This window comes from Streptomyces sp. NBC_00038, assembly GCF_026343635.1.
Taxonomy (GTDB): Bacteria; Actinomycetota; Actinomycetes; order Streptomycetales; family Streptomycetaceae; genus Streptomyces.
On sequence record NZ_JAPELQ010000002.1, the window covers coordinates 51586 to 71539 of the forward strand.

The following is a 19954-nucleotide window of genomic DNA, read 5'->3' on the forward strand; positions in this document are numbered from 1 at the left end:
GGGCCGCCGGCACCGCGCCAGGAGATCCGCGTGTGATGAGTCCGGCGAGGGTGTACCCGGCGGCCACGGCCAGCGGTCCGGCGGTGGGCGCGGTGAGCAGGAGCGCGGTGAGTGCGGGCTCTTGAAAAAGACGCAGCATCAGTCGTGCAGCTCCCGCAGGTCGTCAATGTCGGTGGTGCCGAACGCCTCCTGCACTCGTACGGTGAGCAGCTGCAGGACGAGCACGGCGAGCAACACGTCGAAGGAGACGCCGAGTTCGACGATCAGCGGCACTCCGGAGGCGGCCAGGAAGGCGGTGGCGGTAATGCCGTTGTCGAGCAGCAGGAAGCCGACCACCTGGGCGAGCGCACGGCGCCGGGTCACGAGTACGAAGAAGCCGATCAGCACCACGGCCAGCCCGACCGGCAGCGCGCGGGTGGCGGGCGTCGGATCCAGCTCGACCAGGGGGCGGGCGACCGCGTAGGCGAGCAGCGTGAGCGCGGCGGCGGTCAGCAGCGAGGCGGCCACGTTCACCAACGGCTGCGTCTCACGCACCTCCTCACTGTGCCCGTACGCCCGCACTCCGTCCTGCCCCTGGGCCCGGTCGGCGACGAGCGCGGCCAGGGCCCGGCGGATCAGGTACGGCAGCAGGCCGGCCCGCAGCGCGCCGATCCCGGCGGCCACCACGATCAGGTCCCAGCGGTCCTCGTGCAGCCCGAGCAGCAGGGCGATGGCCGCGAGGGCGAGGCCCTGCAGGGCGAAGAGCCGTACGATCGCGGCGAGTTCGCGCCGCCACAGCACCACTACGGCGGCCAGCAGGAACGCCCCGCAGGTCAGATTCAGCAGCTGGGTGAACAGACTCTCGCTCATCGCTCTCCGCCCAGGAAATATGAGGCGGTCACCGCGAGCAGCGCCAACAGGAAGGACCCGGCGAGCAGTTCGGGCACGCGGAACAGCCGGAGCTTGGCCCAGAACACCTCGGCCGCCGCCAGGACCATGCCGAGCACAGTCACCTTGAGCACCACCACCAGCAGGGCAAGCAACACGGCCGCGAGCGAGGCCGTGGTGGCGATGCCCCACGGGGCGAACAGCGAGGCGAGCAGGCCCAGCAGCACGGTCAGCCGCAGCTGCGCACCGAACTCGACCAGCGCCAGATCCGGACCGGCGTATTCGAGGACCATGGCCTCGTGCACCATGGTCAATTCCAGGTGGGTGGAGGGGTTGTCCACCGGCAGCCGACCGCTCTCGGCCAGTACCGCGACCGCGAGCGCGGCGATGGCCAACAGCCCGGCCGGGGAGGTCAGCCGGGCCGGCTCGTCGACCGCTCCGGCGACGATGACGGGCAGGTTCGTCGACCCGGCCGGTATCGACAGCGCGAACACCGCCATCAGGATCGTCGGTTCCACGAGCGCGGCGATGGTCATCTCCCGGGAGGCGCCCATGCCACCGAACGCCGTGCCGGTGTCCAGACCCGCGAGCGCCAGGGCCAGCGTGCCGAGAGCGAGCAGCGCCACCACCAGGATCAGATCGGCCCGTCCTGTGACCGGTGTGTCCGTGGACACCAGCGGCACGAGGGCGGCGAGTACGAGCGCGGTGGCGACCAGCAGCAGCGGCGCCCATCTGAACGCCGGTCCCGTGCCGACCGGGGTGATCGGTTCCTTGCGCAGCAGCTTGCGTACGTCCCGCCAGGGCTGGAGCACCCCGGCCCCGGCCCGCCCCTCAAGGCGCGCCCGCGTCTGCCGCATCAACCCCGTCAGCAGCGGCGCTCCGACCGCCACCGCGCCCACCTGGACGGCGACCGCCCCGTATCCGACCGTGTTCACCAGCCCACCACCAGGACGACGAGAAGAGCCACAAGACCGAAGAATCCGTAGCCGAGATACGTGTGCACGCTGCCGCCGGCCAGCCGCCTGGCCGACTGCCCGGTGGCGGCCAGGAAGTCCAGCACCGGCCGGTACAGCCGGTGCTCGATCCGGTCGGGCACCCTGTTGCGGAACCGCACCCGCTCCACCAGGTACGCCGACTCGCGCACCGGGGTGACGTCCACGTCCTGCTCCGGGGCCAGCACGTCATCGAAGACCCGCTGGAGCGGTTCGGCGAACGAGGTGGCCGTATAGGCCATCCGCGGGGTCGGCGCTCCGCCTCCGCAGTCCCATAGGCGGGCGTTCATACGCCGTACGCGTCGCCGAGCAGCCAGCCGGGTCACAGTCATCACCGCTGCCAGGGCGACGACCAGCGCAGCCATCACCCACAGCGGCGAAAGCGAGGCGGACACCTCGTCAAGGCGCACCTGCAGCCCGTCACCGGAGACCGGATGCGTACCGGTGTACCCGACCGCCTCCACCGCCCGGTCCAGACCGTCGCCCAGCAGTCCCGGGACCAGGGCCAGCGCCGCGCACAGGGCCGCGAGCACTCCCATCCCCGTCAGCATGAGCAGCGGCGACTCGTTGGCCCCCGCAGCCGGTTCGCTGCGTGGCCGGGCGAAGAAGCCCACGCCGAGCGCCTTGACGAACACTGCCGCCGCGAGCCCCGCCGACAGGGCGATCACCGCTACCGCGAGCGGCAGCACGATGGCGGTGGTCACCCCGGGCACGGCCAGCCCGTGGATCATCGACTGGAGCAGCAGCCACTCACTGATGAACCCATTGCCCGGCGGCAGCGCCACCGCACCCAGCGCGGCCACGGTGAACAGACCCGTGGTGACCGGCATCCGGGCCCGCAGCCCACCCAACGCGTCCAGGTTCCGCACCCCGGTGGCCCGCAGCACCGACCCGGCCGCGCAGAACAACAGCGCCTTGAACGCGGCGTGGTTGACCACATGCAGAAGACCGGCCGCGAGCGCCAGGCCGGCCAGCGCGGTGTTGCCCTCGTGTGCGAACAGTCCCGCCGCACCCACGCCGAGGACGACCAGGCCCATGTTCTCCGATGTCGAGTACGCCAGCAGCCGCTTCAGGTCCGAGGCCATCGCGGCCTGCAGGATCCCGTACACCGCCGAGAGACCGCCCAGCGCCATCACCAGCAGCCACCACCACGCCGGCCCCCCGCCCAGCAGGTCCAATCCGACGCGCACGAGCCCGTAGACGCCGAGGTTGACCATGGCCGCGCTCATCAACGCCGAGACGGCGCTGGGCGCTTCGGGATGCGCGCGCGGCAGCCAGGCATGCAGCGGCACCAGGCCCGCCTTGGAGGTGAACGCCACCGCCGTCAGTACGAAGACGAGCCCGCGCACGCTCGGCGACATCCCCGCCGTGCCGGCCCGCAGGGCGGCGAACGTCTCGCCCCCGGCCTGCGCGGCATACACCATCAGCCCCACCAGCAGCAGCACGAGCCCCAGGTGGGTCATCACCGCGTACCAGACGCCCGCCTCCCGCACCGAAGGCCGCGCCCCGTGCTCGGCCAGCACCAACAGCAGGGAGGTAAGCGCCATCAGCTCCCACAGCACCAGGAACGTCGAGACCGACGCCGCCGCGGGCACCAGCAGCAACGTCAGCGCGAACAGCGGCAGCACCGCCTGCGCGCCCCGCGAGCCGAGCCCGTGCGAGCCGTGCCCGACGGCGTACCCGATGCCGTAGACCGCCACGGCCGCGATCACCGCACCCGCCACCGCCATGAACAGACCCGACAACGCGTCCACCGCCAGATGCGTCCCGGCCAGCGGCAACAGCCCCGGGACCTCGGCTCTCCACCGAGTTCCGCCCAGTGCAGCCACACCCGACGCACCACCAACCACCCCCACACCCGCCGTCAACGCCCCCGCCACCCAGACGCGTACGCGCTCCGGCAGCACGAGTCCGGCCAGCGCGCCCGCCACGGCAAGCCCGGCGGCCGCCGTGAGGGTGGCCGGCACCATGCTCACCGCCCGGTCACCGTCCGCAGCGCCACGATGATCTCGTCCGGCCGCGGCGGGCATCCGGGCACCATCAGATCCACCGGTACGACATCGGCGACCGCGCCCTCGACGCCGTAACCGCCCGCGAACTCACCACAGTTGATCGCACAGTCGCCGACCGCGACCACCAGGCGCGGCTCACCCATCGCGGCGACCGTACGCCGCAGCGGCTCGGCCATGTTCCGCGTCACCGGCCCCGTCACCAGGGCCACGTCCGCGTGCCGGGGCGAGGCCACCAGCCGGGCCCCATAGCGTTCGGCGTCGTACACCGGATTGAAAGCCGCCGCGATCTCGATCTCACAGCCGTTGCACGAGCCAGCATCCACACAGCGCACCTGCACCGAACCGCCGAACTCCCCCGCCACCGCCGGCCGTTCGCCCTGTGGCCGGGGCGGGGCGTCCTCCGCAACCCGCCCGGTGTTGCGGATTTTGCGCAGCAGACTCATGAACGCCCCTCCCGATCGCTGGTGAGGACTCTCTCCGGCAGGTGGCTAACAGGCCGCCCCGAAGCTGGAGTTACGGCACTTTTCCTACACTTTGCCTGGTTCGTGAATACGGGGACCGCCCCACGAGACCCGCACTGTTCCGTCCATGCCGTGGGGCGAAAGCGGCCGCCTCCTGCCGTCAGAGCGCTGTCCATCAAACAAGAGGCGGCCGCCGATCATGGGCCGCCGCTACGGCGGCGGCTCGCTGCCCGACTGCGCGGCCCGCAGGTCGGCAAGCAGCTCGGCCTGCCCCGCGAGCACCCCGGACAGGATGGTCCGCGCGACCTTGAGCAGCTCGGCCACGTGCGGGCTGGTCAGCGAGTAGTACACGGTCGATCCCTCTTTACGGGTCACGACCAGATTCGCCCGCCGCAGCACGGCCAGTTGCTGGGACAGATGCGCGGGCTCGATACCCACCTCGGGCAGCATCTCCGCGACCGCATGCTCCCGCTCGCTCAGGAGCTCCAGGACGCGGATGCGCGCCGGATGCCCGAGCGTCTTGAAGAACTCGGCCTTCAGTTGGTACAGCGGCGTACTCATCGTGCCGTCCCCTCCCTGAGGGAGCAGCACGGCCGTACCGGCCGGTCCTCGGCGCATCGCATCCATCCACTCGTCACACACATGCCGCCCATCCTCGCCTGCGGCACCGGACACACCGAACCCGCCCACGGGAACCGAGCCGCTCACAATCAGCCGTGACGACCTCAGTAATTGCTAAGATTAGCAACTCCATACGTCACCTGAGGGAGGCTTACGTGAGAATCACCCCGCTGCGCGGTCTGGGCGTCGCCTGGCTCAAGTGCCCCGCCTGCCGCCTCAAGTGCCGCCCCACCGCCGTCGGCACGGACGAGCGGTGCCCGCGCTGCGGCGAGGCCCGCATGCTCAAGCTGTCCTTCGGCGGCCGTTCCGCCCACCCCGCGCGGGACACCGACCTCGGCTGACCTACGTACGGCGCATCCGGAAAGGCTGCGGGTGATGGGTGACTGGGCAGCACAGTCCGGCAGCGAGGTCCGTTTCGAGTGGGGGCCACGGGTGCAGCCCGCCTCGCAACGGAAGCCGCCTGCCTGGTCGTAGTGGACGTCCTCTGTTCGTGATCGATGAGGCGGGCTTCAGGTCGGACCTGACCAGTCGAAGGTGATGTGCTTGCTGGACTGACCCTCTCTGCTCCAGTGGAAGCCGAAGGCGTCGGCGCGGTCGGCTGTCGCGCGGCCCCAGGTCGCGACCTGCCCCGGACCGGTCTCCGATCCCGGCAGGTTGGTGGACTGCACACGCGCCCCCTCGGGTGTCGTGGGTCCGGTGAGCGCCATCGCGCTCGCCTCGACCCGGCCCGGAATGGTGGCCTTCCATCCGCCGAGGTCCTCGTCGACCTGCACTTCGATGGGAGCGAAGTCCATGCCGCGCATCTCGGCTCCGAACATGCTGATCATTTCGGCAGGCCAACTTCCGGCCTGACCTCCGAAGATCATCTGCAGCGCCTCCCGCTGCGCATCGTCGGCCCTCTCGTCGAGGAAGACGGCCGCGTACGCATCCGAGTGCTCGGCCCACACGTTGCCGACGAACGAGCCGAGCATCAGCACGTTGAGACCGTCCAGCGGCACATCGCCATAGCGCCCCTCACGTACATGCCAGGCCAGCACTCCTTCACAGTCTCCGTATGTGGGCGGCTGTGCGAACGAGCAGGGGCACGGCACATCGCACTTGCAGGTGTCGAACCAGTCCCCGGACGCGTGCCATTGCGGAATCGTCTTCGCTGTCTCCGTCATGTCCTCGCCTCCTCGCGGCCCGCGCCAGATGAATCAGGTGGCCGGCGATCTCGCGGGGGAATGTCACCGTGGGACACCACATCCGCTCGGTGACACGGGTCATCCCCTCTATTGTCCTCCCGCTGTCGCACGTGAGCCAAGATGTCCAGGCGGAGCGGATGTCTCGCAGGGGGCCGCCTTCTGTGGTGACCTGGAAGCGTGTTCCGTGATCGGTCATCGCTCTCCGCGCCCATGCGGCCGGGCAATCTCCTTCCTCGCCGGGAGATGACCGTCGCCTGGACCTTCATGCTGCTGCTTGCCCTCCTCGCGTGGTTCCTCGTGGTCGGGCAGGCCGGCGACACGGAGATGGGGCCGGGGACGATGGGCCTCGGCCTGCCGCTGTTCCTTCTGCTCTGGGTGATCATGATGGCGGCCATGATGTTCCCGTCCGTGTCGCCGGTGGCCATCACCTGGGTCCGGGCCATCGGCCGTCAGTCGTCCGGCGCGATCCGGGCAGCGCGGACCGCGCAGTTCGTGGGCGGGTACCTGATCGCCTGGACGGCATTCGGACTCGTGGTGTACGGAATCCTCACCGTGACCGGCAATCTGGTCGACAGACACCCGGACGCCGGTCGCTGGATCGGCGCCGGCGCTTTCCTGCTCGCCGGACTTCATCAGCTCAGCCCGTTGAAGAACGTATGCCTGCGCCACTGCCGAAGCCCCATGGGCCAACTCGTGCGCTACGCCGGCTACCGATCGCACGCCCGCGATCTGCGCGTCGGGGCCCACCACGGGCTCTACTGCGTGGGCTGCTGCTGGGGCCTCATGATCGTCCTCGTGCCGCTGGGCACCATGAACATCGCGGCGATGGCCGGACTCGCGGTGGTCATCTTCATCGAGAAGCTGTGGCGGCTAGGCCCGGTGTTCAGTACGGCGGTCGGTGTCGTGTTCCTGGTCCTGGCCGCGCTGGCTCCGTTCCAGAGCTGGCTTCTGCCGGGACTGGAGCATTCGGGGCCGTCGATGCAGCCGATGAGTTAGGTGGCTGTTAGGTGGGCCAGCCGCTGGTGCGCCACTCCTGCCCGCCCTCGTCGGCCTGGTCGCGTACACCGTGTGCCGCGAGGGCCGCCGGCAGGTCGCTGTGGACGGCGATCGGCGGGCAGTCCCCGTCGGGGACGAGGGAGCCGTCGGCGGGAATCGCGGCAAGTTCCAGGCTGCGGCCGTGTGCCGTGAGGCGGCGGGTGGCCTCGGTGACGGCAAGCTGACCCTCTATCGACCAGCCACGCAGGGCGGTCATGTCGACCACGACGGGTCCGGTGCCGCGGGCCAGGACCCAGCCGATGGCACCCGAGAAGCGATGAGCCCCCTCGGGGCCGAGATAGCCGGCGAGGGAGAGGAGACCGAAGTCCTCTCCGGCGGTGTACTGCCATTCGATGGTCATGTCGTGAACTTCCTTGTGCGGTCTGCCCGTTCGGATCACAGGGGCAGGGTGATCCAGATGCTCTTGCCGTTGCCGTCGGCGTCCCCGCGAACGACCGCGGTGCCGCCCAGGCCGAGGGTGAGTTCCATGACGGTGGCCAGGCCGCCCGTTCCGGTCCCGATGACCGACGCGTACAGGGTCGGCTGGTAAGGGTGGCGGTCGTGGACCGCGAAGGCCAGACAGTCCGCGCCCGCCGCGTAGATGATCGTCACCTGAGGCGAGACCGCTGCCGCGTGCCGAATGGTGTTGGTGACCAGCTCACCGAGGATCAGTAAGGCGGGGCCGACCGTGGGGTGGCGCAGGCTTATGCCCCATTCAGCCAGGGCCTGTTCGCAGGTCTCGCGGGCCATGCGCACCGCGGAGGGCTCACTTGGCAAGGTCAGGACGTGCCGGTATGGCAGCGATTCGAGCTGGCTACTCATTACGCCTCCGCGCGGGCAAGGCGGTATCCGGTCACGGTCTTGGGATGGATGCACAGCAACGTGTCGTGCGGGCCGTGGGTCCAGCCGACGAGGGTGCGCTGATAGTGGGCGGCCTCGTCGGGATCGACGATCACTTCGGCCGGTCCGGCGACCGCGACGGACCAGCCGGTGCCGGTCGCGGCGCGGACCTCGTCCACGTGGTACGTCGCCGTCTCAGGAACCGCGGCGGCCGGGGCGGGCGAACGCACCACCAGACGCCCGAACTCCCATACGTGCCGACCGGGCCGTACGACGGTCAACTCCCGCTGTTCGTAGACCAGTCGCCCGAGCGTGCTGGCCTCCAGCAACCAGAGGGCCTCCGCGCCGGAGACCTCGACCATGCGCAGGATTGCGGGGGGCATGCTCATCGAACTGCTTCCTCGCTGGTGGTTGCGGCCTTCGGGGCGGGGATGGCCGGCAGGATTCCGGCGCACTCCAGGTAGGTGCGGGCGCCTTGGATCGCCTCGGGTGTGGTGGCGTACTCGCGGCCCTCGAGGCGTAGCAGGTCCAGCGCCCCGACCGAGTCCAGCGCCTGACGCTGACCGGGCCGTATCCCGGAGGTCATGACGACGATGCCGCGCCGGTTCAGCTTCTGAACCGCGTCCTTGAGGACCAGGGCGCCGGTGGCGTCCATGGTGCTCACCCGGGACATGCGCAGGATGACCACGCGGACATCGGCGACCTCGGCCAGCTCCAACAGGAAACGGTGGGCGGCGGCGAAGAACAGCGGGCCGTCGATGCGGTACGCCACGATGTGCTCGGCCAGCAGTGCGTGTTCCTCGGCGCTGTGGTCGCCGCGGTCGAGCGGCACCTGGTCCAGGCGGGCCTGCTTGGCCACCGCGCGCAGTGCCAGGGCTCCCGCGACTACCAGACCGATGATCACCGCGTACACGAGGTCGAGGGCAAGCGTGGCGACGGCGGTGAGGACGAGGATCAGCGCGTCCGAGCGGGTGGCCTTCGCCATCGCACGCAGCGAGCCAACCTCGACCATGCGGATCGCGGTGGCCAGCAGGACGCCCGCGAGAGCAGCCAGCGGGATCTTCGAGACGAGGGGCGCGGCGGCGAAGACGATCGCCGCGAGGACCGCGGCGTGGGTGAGGGACGCCAGCCGGGAGCCAGCGCCGGTGCGAACGTTGACCGCGGTCCGCGCAATGGCTCCGGTGGCCGGCACGCCGCCGAACAGCGGGGCGGCAATGTTGGCCAGGCCCTGACCGAACAACTCACGGTCCGGGTCGTGCTTCTGGCCGACCGTCATGCCGTCGGCGACGGAGGCCGACAACAGCGATTCCAGGGCGGCGAGCGCCGCCACCGCCACAGCCGGGGCGAGCAGGGAGCCGAGCGCGCCCGGGTCCAGGAAGGCGAGCGACGGCGCGGGCAGGCCCGACGGCAGGTCGCCGATCGGCTTCGCGGCGTCCAGGCCGGCCACCTGGGCAACGATGGTGGCCGCGATCACCGCGAGGATGGAGAAGGGAATCGTGGGCCGCCAGCGTGCCCCGATGAGCATGACGGCGGCGACCGCCAGGGCGAAGGCGACGGCGATCCAGTTCGGGTTCTCCGCGAACTCCTCCAGTGCGCGCCAGGTCACCACGAGGACGCGGTCGCCCTCCGGCTTGGGCACCCCGAGGGCATTCGGGATCTGCTGCAGTCCGATCACGCAGGCGATGCCCAGCGTGAAGCCCTCCACGACGGGCGCGGGCACATACTGCATGTACTTCCCGGCCCTCAGTAGGGCGAGCGCGACGAGCATCACGCCCGCCATCAGCCCCACCGTGAGCACTCCGGACGGTCCGTGCTCGGCGACGATCGGCACCAGCACGACCGTCATCGCACCGGTCGGCCCGGACACCTGCAGATTGGAACCGCCGAACACCGCGGCGAGCGCGCCGGCGATGACCGCGGTCGCCAGCCCCGCCTCCGCGCCCAGCCCGGAGGAGACGCCGAAACCGAGCGCGAGCGGCAACGCGACGATCGCCACCGTGAAGCCGGCCAGCAGGTTCCGGCGCGGGGCGCGGCGCATCTCCGCCAGATCCGCACGGCCGGGCAGCAGCGCGGTGAGCCGGGCCCCGACCCGGCCAGACGAGATCGTCATCGTGCGGGGACCTCGGCATCCCGCAGCTCGGCCAACAGCTCATTCCGCCCTGCCAGCATCTCGGTCAGGATCCGGCGCGCGGCCCCCATCAGGTCGGCGACGTCCCCGCTGGCGAGCGCGTACACCACGGTCGAGCCCTCACGCCTGGAGCTGACGATGCCCGAGCGGCGCAACACCGCCAACTGCTGCGACAGGGTGGAGGGCTCCACCTCGATCTCGACCAGCAGATCACGTACCGGCATCGGCCCGTCCTGCAGCAGCTCCAGTACCCGTATCCGTACGGGATGCCCCAGCATCCGGAAGAACTCGGCCTTGGCCTGATACAGCGGAACGGACACGACCCCTCGGCTTCCCCGACAGCGCCCCACCCGGGGCAAGCAAAGGCTGCGCCCGCGGCTACCTGCGACTACAGCCAACACAGCATCTAACCAATTGCGAAATTTTGCAATTCAGCATCCGACTACTGCCGGGCCGCCCTGGCGAGCGGGGCGGGCGGGTCAGCCCTTCTTGACCACGCTCGACTTGAGCTGCATCGCCCCAAAACCGTCGATCTTGCAGTCGATGTCGTGGCCGTCGGCTCCGTCGACCAGCCGGATGTTGCGCACCTTGGTCCCGGCCTTGATCCCCGAGGGGCTCCCCTTGACCTTGAGCGCCTTCACCACGACCACGGAGTCGCCGTCCTGCAGCACATTGCCGACGGAGTCCTTGACGACCCGCTCCTCGGACGCGCCGGAATCCGCGCCGCCCTCGGCAGCCACCCATTCGTGGCCGCACTCCGGGCACACCACTAGGGCGTTCATCTCATAGGTGTACTCGCACGAGCACTTCGGGCAGGGAGGAAGATTCTCGATCACCCCGCCAGCGTATCCGGCCTCGGCCTCCGTCCCGACGGGACAAGAGGGACCACGGGTGACCGCCCTGGGCACAGCGCGAACCGGCAGACCAGCCAGCAGGAGGGTGCCTGGTCGTTGTTGTTGGCAGGCCGATATCCCGCAACCGCAACCACAGTCTGTGAGCGGGAATCTCCGTATGGCGGCGGGCGTCGTACAGCGCCCGTTGCTCGCCCCGGTGAACGCCACTGACGGTGAGTCTGTCCGGCTTGTCGAAGTGGGGCATGGGCTGGTCGTGCTGCAGTTCCAGGTATTCGAACACGAGCTGGTGGCCGGGCCAATAGGCGTCAACCGGCAGCTTGACCGCCAGCCGCCGACCCCGGCATCCCTCTCAGCCAGTCGAACTTGTGCTGAGTCAAGGCGGTCTCGCCGACTACCTGATCGCACAGGCCGACTACGTACGCCTCGTCACTGTCGTCTCTCGCTGCCATGACCTCGCATCATGTCACCCCCCCCCACTGACAACGACGGGTGACAGTTCGCTCCGCCAACACCCGTAGGCGGGTATCTCTGGTGCTGCTCTGGCCGCGCGGGCCAGAGCAGCTGACTGACGTCTCCGATCACGCCCAGCCTGAAGATGCCTCAGCCTTTGCCTGCCCCGGGTCGGCAGTTCGCGGGTACTCGTAGGGGCAGACACCTCACAAGTCAACGGCCCAGGCACCGACCTGGCTGGATGCCTGCTCGTGCTCTTCGCGGTCCATCGGCGCATCGGATCCGTGCCCCGCTCGCGCAGGCCACAGCGCCGGCGGCCACGGAACCCCACACCGCCGTCGCTACTCGGGGCCACAACGATGTATCAGTTCCGGGCCAGCACCGTCGACCGCTGCGACCAGTCGGCCATCAGCCGGCGCCCAGCAGTTCCGCCGCCCGGCGAAGAACATCCAGGATCTCCTGGCGGGCAGCGGGACGGGAGGCAAACACCCGCGGGCTGGGGTGCCAGGTGGGAAGCGTGTGCACCTTCGGCGCGTACCGCTCCTGGTAAGTCGCCCAGCCAGCTTGCGCCTTGCGTCCCATGGGCACGACCACCTCCAGCGCGGGAAGCATGGAGATCACCTCGTGCAGAAAGGGCGCCGCACGCTGAATCTCCGTCTGCCCGGGGGCGGCTATGCGATCCGCGGTGCCCAGGTACCAGGGCACGATGTTCCAGTGCAGGGACTCCCAGTACGGCAGACCCGCTTCGGCGCGCAGCATCCAGCAGTTGCGTGCCGTCGGGTCGCCATTGTCGATGGAGATGATGCCGCTGCCGGTACGGCGCAAGGCCGCCCCCGCCCCCATAGACTTCTGGCCCGGCGCCTCCAGGAGGAACAGGCTACGGGCCTCGATTCCACCGGAAGCGGGGTCGAACCACGGCACAGACTCGCCTTCACCAAGCCGACCGCGCAGCCTATCCACCCCGTCGTTCAAGGGAAGCGCAGAAGGTTCCGTTCGGACAGCCTGCAGTCGGGCACTCAGCGCGTCGGGATCGCGCAGTGCCCGAAGGGCCGTGGAACGAAAACGATCGCGTGAAGTCATGGCCCGCAGTGTGCCAGGGCCCTCTGACATCAACGGCCGCCGCCTGCAGTCCAACGGTCCCGCTCCGATCGCGTCCCGTGAAGTGGTGTAGCCGAGCAGGGTCCCGGAACGCGCGGGTGTCTGCTCGGGGTGTGCATCCGCTGACGGCGCATGCTCCCTGAACAAGGGCAGGCCATCGCGCAAGTCTCCCTGGTGAACGGGCAGTTCAACCGGAGGAGCACGCGATGGCCTTGTCCCAGTCTGAGCTGATGCGGCTACTGGAGTCACTACGTCGGGCCGAGGGAGTTGAAGCAATCAGGGTGGTGTGTGAGCGCATTCTGCAGGAGCTGATCGAGACCGAGGCCACCGATGTGATCGGTGCCGGGCCGCGTGAGCACACCGAGACGCGCACGACGTGGCGCAACGGTCACCGGGAGAAGCTGCTGACCACGCAGGCCGGTGACCTGGACCTGAAGATCCCGAAGGTGCGCAGCGGGTCGTTCTTCCCGTCGCTGCTGGAACGCCGACGTCGGATCGACCGGGCGCTGTTCGCCGTGGTGATGGAGGCATACGTGCACGGGGTCTCGACCCGCTCGGTCGACGACCTGGTCAAAGCACTTGGTGCGGACAGTGGGATCTCCAAGTCCGAGGTCTCCCGCATCTGCGGCGAGTTGGACGAGGAACTGACCTCGTTCAAGGAACGGCCGCTGGATCACACCGTCTTCCCCTACGTGTTCCTGGACGCCACCTACTGCAAGGCGAGGGTGAATCACCGGATCGCCTCGCAGGCTGTGGTCATCGCGACCGGGATCTCCGCGACCGGGCACCGCGAGATCCTCGGGCTGATGGTCGGCGACAGTGAGTCGAAGCCGTTTTGGACGAAGTTCCTGCGCTCGCTGCGGGCCCGCGGCCTCGAGAACGTCCAGCTGGTCATCTCCGACAGCCACAGCGGCCTGGTCGCCGCGATCCGCACGGTCTTCCTCGGCTCGGCCTGGCAACGGTGCCGGGTTCGCTTCGTCCGGGACGTGTTCTCGGTGATCGAGAGGGGCTCCGGGGAGATGGTCGCCGCCACCATCCGCACCATCTTCGCGCAGACCACCGGCGAGCAGGTGCGCACCCAGCTGAACGTGGTCGCCGACATGCTCGGACGGCAGTTCCCACAAGTCAAGACGATGCTGCTGGACGCCGCAGCCGATATCACCGCCTTCGCGGACTTCCCGCCGGCGCACTGGAAGAAGATCTGGTCGACCAACCCGCTGGAGCGGCTGAACCGGGAGATCAAACGCCGGGCCGACGTCGTCCAGGTCTTCCCCAACCCCGCCGCCCTGGACCGGCTCGCTGCCGCGGTGCTGGCCGAACTCCACGACGAATGGCAGGTCTTCGACCGCCGCTACCTCTCCGAAGCCTCCATGGCCGAGCTCTTCACCACCCAGCCAACCCCGCCCGAACCGCAGATCACCCCACAACCGGAATCAAAACAGCTGCCGTGACTACACCACCCAGCGGGACATGACCACGCTCTCCACCACCCGCACCACCCCCGACGCCCTGCCAACAAAATATTCCGCCAACTAAAGCAACAGCATTGCCTTTAAGGGCTGTCCCGCAACGTCGAGGCGGGCGGTTGAGAGACCGAGAGGTTCGCTGCCTATCCTCCTGTTGTGCAGCTGCCTCGGGATCCGTCCAACGTCGCCCATGCCCTGGTGGCAGCGTTTCCGACCCGTCTTGCCGGTGACGTGCAAAGTGTCCTGGCGGTCCTGCCGGAGGCCAGGCTCCCGCCGACGAGCCCCTTCGAGGTCGACGTGCAGGGCGAGACCGTCGTCATCCCCTCGCGCATCTATAACGCGGAGCCGGGCGCCGACTTGGAGCGGGCCCTGGCCGGAACCCAGCAGGTGATTTTGCACTGCCTGTACTCCCGGCACAGTGATGGCCGGGTCCGCCAGCGGCACCTTGAGCAGATTGTGGCGTCGGGCGAGCCGTGGGTGGTCCCGTTCGTGGTGCAGTTGGCCGGCGAATACGTGCTGGAGATCCTTGAGGCGATCGGCCGGGGTCTTCCCGGACTCACGGTCCCCGGCTCGGCCCAGCGCCGACTGTACGGCGAGTTCATCGCTCGGAATCCGGCCTTCTTCGCGCGCACGGAGCGGCGCGTGGTGAGCTACTGGTCGTGCTACTACCGCTGGAAGTACGGAGCGTTTGGGACGTATCCCGGATGCGTCCTTTTGGAAACGTTCCGGGCCGCTGTTGTGGAACAGGTGGGCGCGCAGTGGCCGCGGCACATGCCGCGCTCCGCTGGCGGACACGGGTGAGGGACCTGCCTGAATTCGGCCATGGTCCTATCCAGCAAGGTTGAGATTGTGCAGGCGGGCGATGCCGCGCATGGCGTGGTGGACACCGTCGCCCTTGAGCCGGCAGTCGCGGAGGATCTTCCAGGTCTTCATCCGGGCAAGGACGTGCTCCACTCGTGCACGGACCTGCTTGTGTGAGCGGTTGTGCTCCCGCTTCCAGCCGGGCAGTTCCTCGCCCTGGGTGCGGCGGTGCGGCATGATCAATCCGGTCCCTGGATAGCCGCCGTCAGCTAACACGGCCGTCCGACCGACCGCTGTCTTGGCCCCCGATTCCTCCCAAGCCTTGCAGTCGTTCCGGTTGCCCGGCAGCGGCCGTCCGACCACAACGATCAGGCGGGTGTCGGCATCGATGACGACCTGGTGATTGGTGGAGTACCGATAGTTCTTCGACTGCTCGGCCACCGCGTGATCGCGGGTGGGCACCAACGTCCCGTCCACGATCAGCACAGTGCCCCTCGCGAACCGGTGTCGCGCCGGCAAGGCCAGCAGAGGGCCGATGTGGTCGATGATCCGGTCGGCCGCCGACTTCGAAACCCCGAACAACAGGGCCAGTTGGCGCAGGGGCAAGTTGGTGCGCCAGTAAGCCGCGACCAAGAGAATACGGTCCTCAAGCGACAGGCCCCATGGACGGCCCGTCCGTGGTTCGGCTGCACTCTCGCGCTGTACCGCTGTCACCAACTTGCCGAAGCAGCGCGGGCTCAGCCCGGTGAACGGACGTATCCACGACGGCTCTGACGCCGTGATCACACCAGCCACACCAAGATCATCTCACCCGTGGCCAGCAGTTGCGGGACACCCTTAGTCGTCATGATGACGGGGTTTCCGGTCACTAGTGAAGACGATGGCCAGGAGCATCGAGTGAGGAACGAGCTGGCCGAGCCTTCTTCCGGCTGTACTCCAGTTGCGCTTCTCCATTTTTTCCTGGTCAGCTCGCCTGTTTCGAGACTAGTGGGCTGACGCTACGTCAGGGCGGCGGCGGTTCGTGACCCACCCGATCAGGGCCGCGGTGCACCGGCTCGTCTCTGTCACCTTCACCAGGCGGCCGGGCGGCGTCGCCGCAGCGGATCGTTCCCGACGCACCGACGCCACCGTGCGTTCGCCGCACCAACCTGGGGACCACTCCGCCCATGGTGGCCACCCAACCCGCTCGTAAGCACGGCGGTACCCAGTAAGCGTCCGCTCCCGGGAAGACCTCCCCGAGTCCGGCTTCAGTGACTGTGTCCGTCGTCGGCGTACCCCGCCTCCTCAATCTCGGCCGGAGCTGCGGTCCCCTCGGGTTCCGCGGAGGCCGTCATCCCGGTTTCCATGTCCTGGTCGTGGCCCGGGTCCTGACGTCCATGCCGGGAGTCGCCGTCAGGAACGGGGCCCGCATTCTGGCCACCGTGGGCAACGGCAGCGCGTTCCCCACCGGCGCCCACTTGGCTTCCTGCGCTGGCATGGCTCCCACGAGGTTCAGCACGGGTCCCACTGACCGGTCGCGACACTGAGCGCGCCGCCCAACGCCTCGTCCAGCACGGTCAGACCAGGCCGGCCACCGCCACACAGCACCACCGCGCCCCCGTAGTTGAGCAACCGCCGCGAACTCATCGCTCCCCAGGTGCGCTTGTCCGAACCGCGACACCGACCCCCACCGACCCCCTTCCGCGGGTCACGCGATCCGCTCTCGCGCGATGCCGAACGGGCCGAAGACGGCCGTTGCGCGTCACACCGCAGAGCCGGATCCGGAACCTCACGACCGACGAGTCGGGCCGCACCCGGCGCCGGGCAATGGGAAACCGCGAGGTCCCTGGCGGCACCCCCGTCCGGGCCGCGGGCGTCGCATTTCACGGGGTCGCTATTTGCTCTGCGTACCGCCCGAAACGGAATGTTCCTGAACTCATTGCGCTCGGAGATATCGCACCCATATTTAAGGAGAACGCCCTACATCTGCGCAGACATCCGCAGTCGATGGCACCTGTCCTACGACTTGAGCGATGGTCGAATGCGGCTCGTGTATTCGGCCCTGATGTCTCATCTGATGCGCACGGGGTGGCCGGGCTCGAGTGGGCCGTGCTACGTTTTTGGCTGGTCCATACCAATCGGCCTGCTCCACGGGGGAGTTCGGCGCGTGAACAGCGCTTTCAGTCCTGTGGATCTTTCGTTGCCGTCAATTTCTTGCGATCACTCAAAGATACGGGCGACTCTTTACATTGTTTTTCTGTCGTCCTGCTGTTCATCGAACCGTGACGGACGTAGGAGCACGACTTGATGCGCAATCAGGAGGCTTTAGCGCGCCCTGGAATTGATTATTCCGGGCGAGAGAGCCTATGGGGAAGAATGACGCTGGTGTCGCCCGAAACCCGGCTCGACAAACGTATGGCCTCGTCGGCGGGACTGGCGGCCGCACTGCAGGCCGTCGAAGGATCGGTGGCACTCGGTGGCGGTGGGGAGCGGGCCGTGCCTTCGGCCGGGGCGATCTACCCGTACGAGTTCTACGTCGTCCTCGCGGGTCGCGGGACCGAGGCGGGCGAGGTGCTCGGCGTCGACCCGGTACGCAGACGGTGCTGGCGCATCGGGGCAGGGGAGACATCGGTGCGGGACCAGTGCCTGCGGGCCGGCATCGACCCGCCGGAACCCGGGGGTGCGCTGCTGGTGCTGGTGACCCGGCCGTGGCTGTCCATGCGCAAATACGCGGACCGTGGCTACCTCTACACCCAGTTGGACGCCGCCCACATGGCGGTGAATGCGCTCGGCACGAGCCAGGGGCGCGGCACCGAACTCCTGCTGCGGTTCGACCGCCGCCCGCTGGAAGCGCTCCTCGGTCTGGTGGACCGCTGCCGCGAGATCCACTCGGTGCTGCGTCTCGACGCCACCGGCGACGTGGCACTCCCCGACGGCTGGAGTGTGCATGCGGCGGGTCCCGACACCGAGGGACCCTCCTGGATGGAGCAGGTCTGCTGGCAGTCGCTGCTGCCCATGCTCTCGGGCGACGAGGATCCCGCGCCCGTCCCGGGAACGCAGCCTCTGACGCACCCGGGCCCGTCGGCCGGCGCGGCTCCCGACCTGTCCACGGAACGGTGGACCAAGCTCTCCCGCCAGCGCAGATCGAGCAAGCGGTACGTGTCGTACGCCGTGCCTGCCGACGTACTGGATCAGACACTGGCAGCGGCGGGAGCGGCGCTGCGCACGGATCTCCCGCCGAGCAGCGAGCTCGGTGTGACCGTGCTGGCCCGTTCGGTGGAAGGGGCGCCCGCCAGGGTGTTCCGGCTGTCGGGCGGGACGGTTCCCCAGGTGGCTCAGGTGCCGGACGGCGACCTCATCGTCCGAGCGTGCATGCAGCAGGAACACCTCAGGCACGCCGCAGCGTTCGTGGTGTTCCACGCGCCGCGGGCGGACCTGGTGACCGACCGGTCCACGTACATGCGGGAGTTGCTCTTCCGGGCGGGTGGCACGGCCCACCTCCTCTACCTCGGTGCCACCGCCGCCGGGCTGGGCGTCACCGCGGTCGGCGGGTTCGACGCCGCACTGTGGCGGACTGCCTCCGGGCTGCCCGAGGGCCACGACCCCGTCTACATCCTCTCCCTGGGTGCCACGGGGCTCGGCGGGGTCAAGTGGGACCGCATGCCCGTCGCCTACGCGCAGAGCGAGGAGTGAACGATGCTGGGCAATCTCTTCAGCGAAGCGGGCCGGCGTCATACCTCCAGGGTCGCGGTGACCGACCCGGACACCGAGCTCACCTACGGCGAGGTGCTCACCCGGGCCACCGAAACCGCCGACGCCTTCCATCGCCTCCGGCGCGGCGACGCCCCGTCCCGGGTAGGGCTGGTCGCCTCGAACTCGGCCGAATACGTGGTGTGTTACGTCGCGGTGCTGCTCGCCAGGGACGTCCCCTTCCTCATCGACTCCAGCTTCGGCGCCCCTGAACTCTCCTTGATCGCCGAGGACTGCGGGCTCGATCTCCTCGTGCACGACGCGCCTCCGGACGGGGAGTCGCTACCCGTCCTCTGGGAGCCGCTCGCCGCCGGGTGCGGCACGCTGCACGTCGGCCGGCTGTCCGCGGTGGCTGACCGCCCGAAGCTGCTCGACGACACGGAGGTGTGCCGGTTCACCTCCGGCACGACAGGCAAGCCGAACTGCATCGAGTTCTCCGGCGCCGCCGTCTCGGCTGCGGCGGCGAATTGGGCCGAGGGCACTGGCCTGGGCGCGGACGACCGGGTCGCCTGCTTCGCCGGGCTGTCCAACGGGCTGGCCTTCAACACCTCGTTGCTGTCGGTGTTTCTCACGGGTTCCTCGCTGCATCTCAGCCGGGGGCTGCCCACCGGTGGCCGGATAGCCCGGCTCATCGAGTCCGTCGAAGCGACCCGGCTGGTCGGCTTCCCGGCCCTGTACGAGTCGGTTCTGCGCCGCGGCCTGGCGGAGGACGTGGCACGGCGGATCGAGGTGGCCATCTCCTCCGGGGCACCGCTGCGCCCGGAGACGAAGGAAGCCTTCGCTTCCCGTACCGGGGTCGTCATCCGCAACTACTACGGTGTGGCGGAGGCCGGGCCGCTGACCTTCGCGCAGGACGGGGAGGGCCTCGACGGGCTCGGCACCGCACTGCCGGGCGTCACCCTGTGGGCCGGGACCCCGGACAGCCCGGGACCGATCCATGTCGTCAGCCAGTCCATGGGCTCGCGCTACCTCAACGCACCGGGGGTCTTCGAGTCCAGGCTGGACGCGCAGGGCCGCTACCGGACGGGTGACGAGGGCTACCTCGACCAGGGCATCCTGCAGATCACCGGCCGCACCGGCCGGGCGATCAACGTCGGGGGCCGCAAGGTCGACCCCATCGAGGTGGCCGACGCGCTGCGCGGTGCCGAAGGCGTCCACGAGGTCGTGGTGTTCGAGGACACCGACCAGCACGGTGACGCGCTGGTGGCCGCCGCGGTGACCGGAGAGGCGTCGCTGGACAGCGCCGCCGTGCGGGCCCACTGCCTGGGGCGACTGGCCGCCTTCAAGGTGCCGACGCGCATCCTCGTGCTCGACCGGCTGCCGGTCAACTCCATCGGCAAGCCCTCCCGGACGGCGCTGCGCGAGCTCACCGCCCAGCACCACCGGTGACCGTGACCCGGTGCAGCTCCTGACCGT

21 protein-coding genes and 1 pseudogene are annotated in these 19954 nt (G+C 69.1%); 7 read left to right on the forward strand and 15 right to left on the reverse strand.

The genetic code is table 11. From position 1 onward, the window contains the following. Nucleotides 1-138: 138 nt before the first annotated feature. The 5 genes from OG219_RS43350 to OG219_RS43370 form a co-directional block, all read right to left on the reverse strand. Nucleotides 139-849 carry a hypothetical protein gene (locus tag OG219_RS43350; protein ID WP_266836520.1) on the reverse strand — a complete coding sequence of 237 codons (711 nt, stop codon included), beginning with the start codon at nt 847-849 and terminating at the stop codon, nt 139-141. Further along, nucleotides 846-1802: a respiratory chain complex I subunit 1 family protein gene (locus OG219_RS43355; RefSeq protein ID WP_266836522.1), complete on the reverse strand. Its 957-nt coding sequence runs from the start codon at nt 1800-1802 to the stop codon at nt 846-848. The genes OG219_RS43350 and OG219_RS43355 overlap by 4 nt, the downstream gene beginning before the upstream one ends. Next, the gene (locus tag OG219_RS43360; RefSeq protein WP_266837899.1) at nt 1799-3829 is read right to left on the reverse strand and encodes a proton-conducting transporter membrane subunit; all 2031 of its coding nucleotides are present in this window, start codon (nt 3827-3829) and stop codon (nt 1799-1801) included. Before OG219_RS43360 ends, OG219_RS43355 begins: the two co-directional genes overlap by 4 nt. Before the next feature lie 2 nt (nt 3830-3831). Continuing rightward, on the reverse strand, nt 3832-4314 hold the full coding sequence (locus OG219_RS43365) for an NADH-quinone oxidoreductase subunit B family protein (RefSeq protein ID WP_266836524.1): 483 nt from the start codon (nt 4312-4314) through the stop codon (nt 3832-3834). 228 nt (nt 4315-4542) lie between these two features. Continuing rightward, on the reverse strand, nt 4543-4893 hold the full coding sequence (locus OG219_RS43370) for a metalloregulator ArsR/SmtB family transcription factor (RefSeq protein ID WP_266836526.1): 351 nt from the start codon (nt 4891-4893) through the stop codon (nt 4543-4545). Between the two features lie 215 nt (nt 4894-5108). Between OG219_RS43370 and OG219_RS43375 the strand changes: the two genes are divergently transcribed. Further along, nucleotides 5109-5294 carry a hypothetical protein gene (locus OG219_RS43375; RefSeq protein ID WP_266836528.1) on the forward strand — a complete coding sequence of 62 codons (186 nt, stop codon included), beginning with the start codon at nt 5109-5111 and terminating at the stop codon, nt 5292-5294. A gap of 168 nt (nt 5295-5462) precedes the next feature. On the opposite strand, the gene OG219_RS43380 is transcribed toward OG219_RS43375, so the two are convergent. After that, nucleotides 5463-6116, reverse strand: coding sequence for a DUF1326 domain-containing protein (locus tag OG219_RS43380; RefSeq protein ID WP_266836530.1), 654 nt, complete (start codon nt 6114-6116; stop codon nt 5463-5465). 264 nt (nt 6117-6380) lie between these two features. On the opposite strand from OG219_RS43380, the gene OG219_RS43385 reads away from it, so the two are divergent. Then, a complete protein-coding gene (locus OG219_RS43385; protein WP_323183369.1) occupies nt 6381-7133 on the forward strand; it encodes a DUF2182 domain-containing protein in 753 nt (250 codons plus the stop codon). Nucleotides 7134-7140: 7 nt separating this feature from the next. Here OG219_RS43385 and OG219_RS43390 read toward each other — a convergent pair whose 3' ends face one another. The 7 genes from OG219_RS43390 to OG219_RS43420 all read right to left on the reverse strand — a co-directional run bounded on the left by OG219_RS43390 (nt 7141) and on the right by OG219_RS43420 (nt 12524). Beyond that, complete coding sequence (locus OG219_RS43390; protein WP_266836532.1) at nt 7141-7533, reverse strand: anti-sigma factor antagonist; 393 nt, start codon at nt 7531-7533, stop codon at nt 7141-7143. A gap of 35 nt (nt 7534-7568) precedes the next feature. Further along, the gene (locus tag OG219_RS43395; RefSeq protein WP_266836534.1) at nt 7569-7994 is read right to left on the reverse strand and encodes an ATP-binding protein; all 426 of its coding nucleotides are present in this window, start codon (nt 7992-7994) and stop codon (nt 7569-7571) included. Next, nucleotides 7994-8401 (reverse strand): pyridoxamine 5'-phosphate oxidase family protein, encoded by a 408-nt coding sequence (locus tag OG219_RS43400; protein WP_266836536.1) that lies wholly within the window; start codon nt 8399-8401, stop codon nt 7994-7996. The genes OG219_RS43395 and OG219_RS43400 overlap by 1 nt, the downstream gene beginning before the upstream one ends. Then, nucleotides 8398-10122, reverse strand: coding sequence for a SulP family inorganic anion transporter (locus OG219_RS43405; protein ID WP_266836538.1), 1725 nt, complete (start codon nt 10120-10122; stop codon nt 8398-8400). Before OG219_RS43405 ends, OG219_RS43400 begins: the two co-directional genes overlap by 4 nt. After that, nucleotides 10119-10460, reverse strand: a complete 342-nt coding sequence (locus OG219_RS43410; protein WP_266836540.1) for a metalloregulator ArsR/SmtB family transcription factor — start codon at nt 10458-10460, stop codon at nt 10119-10121. Before OG219_RS43410 ends, OG219_RS43405 begins: the two co-directional genes overlap by 4 nt. 159 nt (nt 10461-10619) lie before the next feature. Beyond that, nucleotides 10620-10976, reverse strand: coding sequence for a zinc ribbon domain-containing protein YjdM (locus tag OG219_RS43415; protein ID WP_323183370.1), 357 nt, complete (start codon nt 10974-10976; stop codon nt 10620-10622). 876 nt (nt 10977-11852) lie between these two features. Beyond that, nucleotides 11853-12524 carry a uracil-DNA glycosylase gene (locus OG219_RS43420; protein WP_266836542.1) on the reverse strand — a complete coding sequence of 224 codons (672 nt, stop codon included), beginning with the start codon at nt 12522-12524 and terminating at the stop codon, nt 11853-11855. Between the two features lie 224 nt (nt 12525-12748). Here OG219_RS43420 and OG219_RS43425 point away from each other — a divergent pair, with 224 nt between their 5' ends. Beyond that, complete coding sequence (locus tag OG219_RS43425; RefSeq protein WP_266836544.1) at nt 12749-13993, forward strand: IS256 family transposase; 1245 nt, start codon at nt 12749-12751, stop codon at nt 13991-13993. Between the two features lie 171 nt (nt 13994-14164). Beyond that, the gene (locus OG219_RS43430; RefSeq protein ID WP_266836546.1) at nt 14165-14809 is read left to right on the forward strand and encodes a hypothetical protein; all 645 of its coding nucleotides are present in this window, start codon (nt 14165-14167) and stop codon (nt 14807-14809) included. 27 nt (nt 14810-14836) lie between these two features. Here OG219_RS43430 and OG219_RS43435 read toward each other — a convergent pair whose 3' ends face one another. Further along, nucleotides 14837-15604 carry a transposase gene (locus OG219_RS43435; RefSeq protein WP_266836548.1) on the reverse strand — a complete coding sequence of 256 codons (768 nt, stop codon included), beginning with the start codon at nt 15602-15604 and terminating at the stop codon, nt 14837-14839. Between the two features lie 560 nt (nt 15605-16164). Here OG219_RS43435 and OG219_RS43440 point away from each other — a divergent pair. Then, a pseudogene (locus OG219_RS43440) lies at nt 16165-16293 on the forward strand (transposase); the annotation flags it as partial. A 7-nt stretch (nt 16294-16300) separates the two neighbouring features. On the opposite strand, the gene OG219_RS43445 reads toward OG219_RS43440, so the two are convergent. Next, entirely contained in the window at nt 16301-16435 is a 135-nt protein-coding gene (locus OG219_RS43445) for a hypothetical protein (protein WP_266838000.1), read from the reverse strand. A 738-nt stretch (nt 16436-17173) separates the two neighbouring features. On the opposite strand from OG219_RS43445, the gene OG219_RS43450 reads away from it, so the two are divergent. Then, on the forward strand, nt 17174-18481 hold the full coding sequence (locus OG219_RS43450) for a nitroreductase family protein (RefSeq protein WP_266836550.1): 1308 nt from the start codon (nt 17174-17176) through the stop codon (nt 18479-18481). Nucleotides 18482-18484: 3 nt separating this feature from the next. Continuing rightward, nucleotides 18485-19927 carry a class I adenylate-forming enzyme family protein gene (locus tag OG219_RS43455; protein ID WP_266836552.1) on the forward strand — a complete coding sequence of 481 codons (1443 nt, stop codon included), beginning with the start codon at nt 18485-18487 and terminating at the stop codon, nt 19925-19927. Nucleotides 19928-19954: the final 27 nt, after the last annotated feature.

Coding starts and splice junctions, on each gene's coding strand:
- OG219_RS43455 (WP_266836552.1), top strand. CDS start 18,485: ATGCTGGGCAATCTCTTCAGCGAAGCGGGCCGGCGTCATACCTCCAGG.
- OG219_RS43395 (WP_266836534.1), bottom strand. CDS start 7,994: ATGAGTAGCCAGCTCGAATCGCTGCCATACCGGCACGTCCTGACCTTG.
- OG219_RS43350 (WP_266836520.1), bottom strand. CDS start 849: ATGAGCGAGAGTCTGTTCACCCAGCTGCTGAATCTGACCTGCGGGGCG.
- OG219_RS43370 (WP_266836526.1), bottom strand. CDS start 4,893: ATGAGTACGCCGCTGTACCAACTGAAGGCCGAGTTCTTCAAGACGCTC.
- OG219_RS43390 (WP_266836532.1), bottom strand. CDS start 7,533: ATGACCATCGAATGGCAGTACACCGCCGGAGAGGACTTCGGTCTCCTC.
- OG219_RS43380 (WP_266836530.1), bottom strand. CDS start 6,116: ATGACGGAGACAGCGAAGACGATTCCGCAATGGCACGCGTCCGGGGAC.
- OG219_RS43365 (WP_266836524.1), bottom strand. CDS start 4,314: ATGAGTCTGCTGCGCAAAATCCGCAACACCGGGCGGGTTGCGGAGGAC.
- OG219_RS43405 (WP_266836538.1), bottom strand. CDS start 10,122: ATGACGATCTCGTCTGGCCGGGTCGGGGCCCGGCTCACCGCGCTGCTG.
- OG219_RS43425 (WP_266836544.1), top strand. CDS start 12,749: ATGGCCTTGTCCCAGTCTGAGCTGATGCGGCTACTGGAGTCACTACGT.
- OG219_RS43400 (WP_266836536.1), bottom strand. CDS start 8,401: ATGAGCATGCCCCCCGCAATCCTGCGCATGGTCGAGGTCTCCGGCGCG.
- OG219_RS43360 (WP_266837899.1), bottom strand. CDS start 3,829: ATGGTGCCGGCCACCCTCACGGCGGCCGCCGGGCTTGCCGTGGCGGGC.
- OG219_RS43445 (WP_266838000.1), bottom strand. CDS start 16,435: ATGAGTTCGCGGCGGTTGCTCAACTACGGGGGCGCGGTGGTGCTGTGT.
- OG219_RS43385 (WP_323183369.1), top strand. CDS start 6,381: ATGACCGTCGCCTGGACCTTCATGCTGCTGCTTGCCCTCCTCGCGTGG.
- OG219_RS43420 (WP_266836542.1), bottom strand. CDS start 12,524: ATGACTTCACGCGATCGTTTTCGTTCCACGGCCCTTCGGGCACTGCGC.